The organism is Phenylobacterium sp. (genome assembly GCF_041916435.1).
Lineage (GTDB): Bacteria > Pseudomonadota > Alphaproteobacteria > Caulobacterales > Caulobacteraceae > Phenylobacterium.
Genome location: NZ_JAYRZM010000031.1, coordinates 1 through 1149, shown reverse-complemented (window position 1 = coordinate 1149; position 1149 = coordinate 1). Strand labels below are relative to the sequence as shown.

Sequence of the window (1149 nt, the reverse complement as noted above, 5' to 3'; positions counted from 1 at the left end):
AGGCGCTGGTGGGCATCGTCAACAAGGAGCTGGCCGCCACGATGGGCGAAGGTGTGAGCGACATCAACCTCGCCGCCCAGCCGCCCGCCGTGATCCTGATGGCCGGCCTGCAGGGCGCGGGCAAGACCACCACCACCGCGAAGCTGGCCAAGCACCTGATCGAGAAGCGCAAGAAGAAGGTGCTGACGGTGTCGGGCGACGTGTACCGCCCGGCGGCCATCGAGCAGCTCAAGACCGTGACCAAGCAGGCCGGCGCCGAGTGGTTCCCGAGCACCCCCGACCAGAAGCCCCACGACATCGCCGTGGCGGCGCTGGACTATGCCAAGCGGCACTACTTCGACGTGCTGCTGGTCGACACCGCCGGCCGCCTGGCCATCGACGAGGTGCTGATGCAGGAAATCAAGGACCTGCACGCCACGCTGAACCCGGTCGAGACGCTGTTCGTTGTGGACGCCATGCAAGGCCAGGACGCGGTGAACACGGCCAAGGCCTTCAAGGAGGCGCTGCCGCTCACCGGCATCGTGCTGACCAAACTCGACGGCGACTCGCGCGGCGGCGCGGCGCTGTCGGTGCGCGCCATCACGGGCGCGCCGATCAAGTTTGCCGGGGTGTCCGAAAAAATCGACGGCCTGGAGGTGTTCGACGCCGAGCGCCACGCCGGCCGCATCCTGGGCATGGGCGACATCGTGGCCCTGGTCGAGCAGGTGGCCGCGGGCGTGGACATGGAGGCCGCGCAGAAGCTCGCCGCCAAGGTCAAGAGCGGCGACGGTTTCGACCTCAACGACTTTCTGGGCCAACTGCAGCAGATGAAACAGATGGGCGGGTTGTCGAGCCTCATGGACAAGCTGCCCGCGCAGCTCACGGCCAAGGCCGGGCAGGTGGACCTGGACAAGGCCGAGAAGGACATCAAGCGCAAGGAAGGCATCATCCAGAGCATGACGCCACTGGAGCGCCGCAAGCCCGAGCTCATCAAGGCCACGCGCAAGAAGCGCATCGCCGCCGGTGCCGGGGTGCAGGTGCATGAGGTCAACCGCCTGCTCAAGGAATTCGAGCAGATGCAGGAGATGATGAAGAAGATGAAGGGCGGCGGCCTCATGAAGCTCATGAAGAAGATGGGCGGCATGAAGGGCCTGGGCGGCGGCATGCCCA

Annotated in this window: 1 protein-coding gene; it reads left to right on the top strand. The window is 66.4% G+C overall.

Annotated features, from left to right (window positions below; translation table 11 throughout):
* On the top strand, window positions 1-1149 hold a 1149-nt coding region (locus ACE3TA_RS22615; protein WP_374576581.1), incomplete at both ends, for a signal recognition particle protein.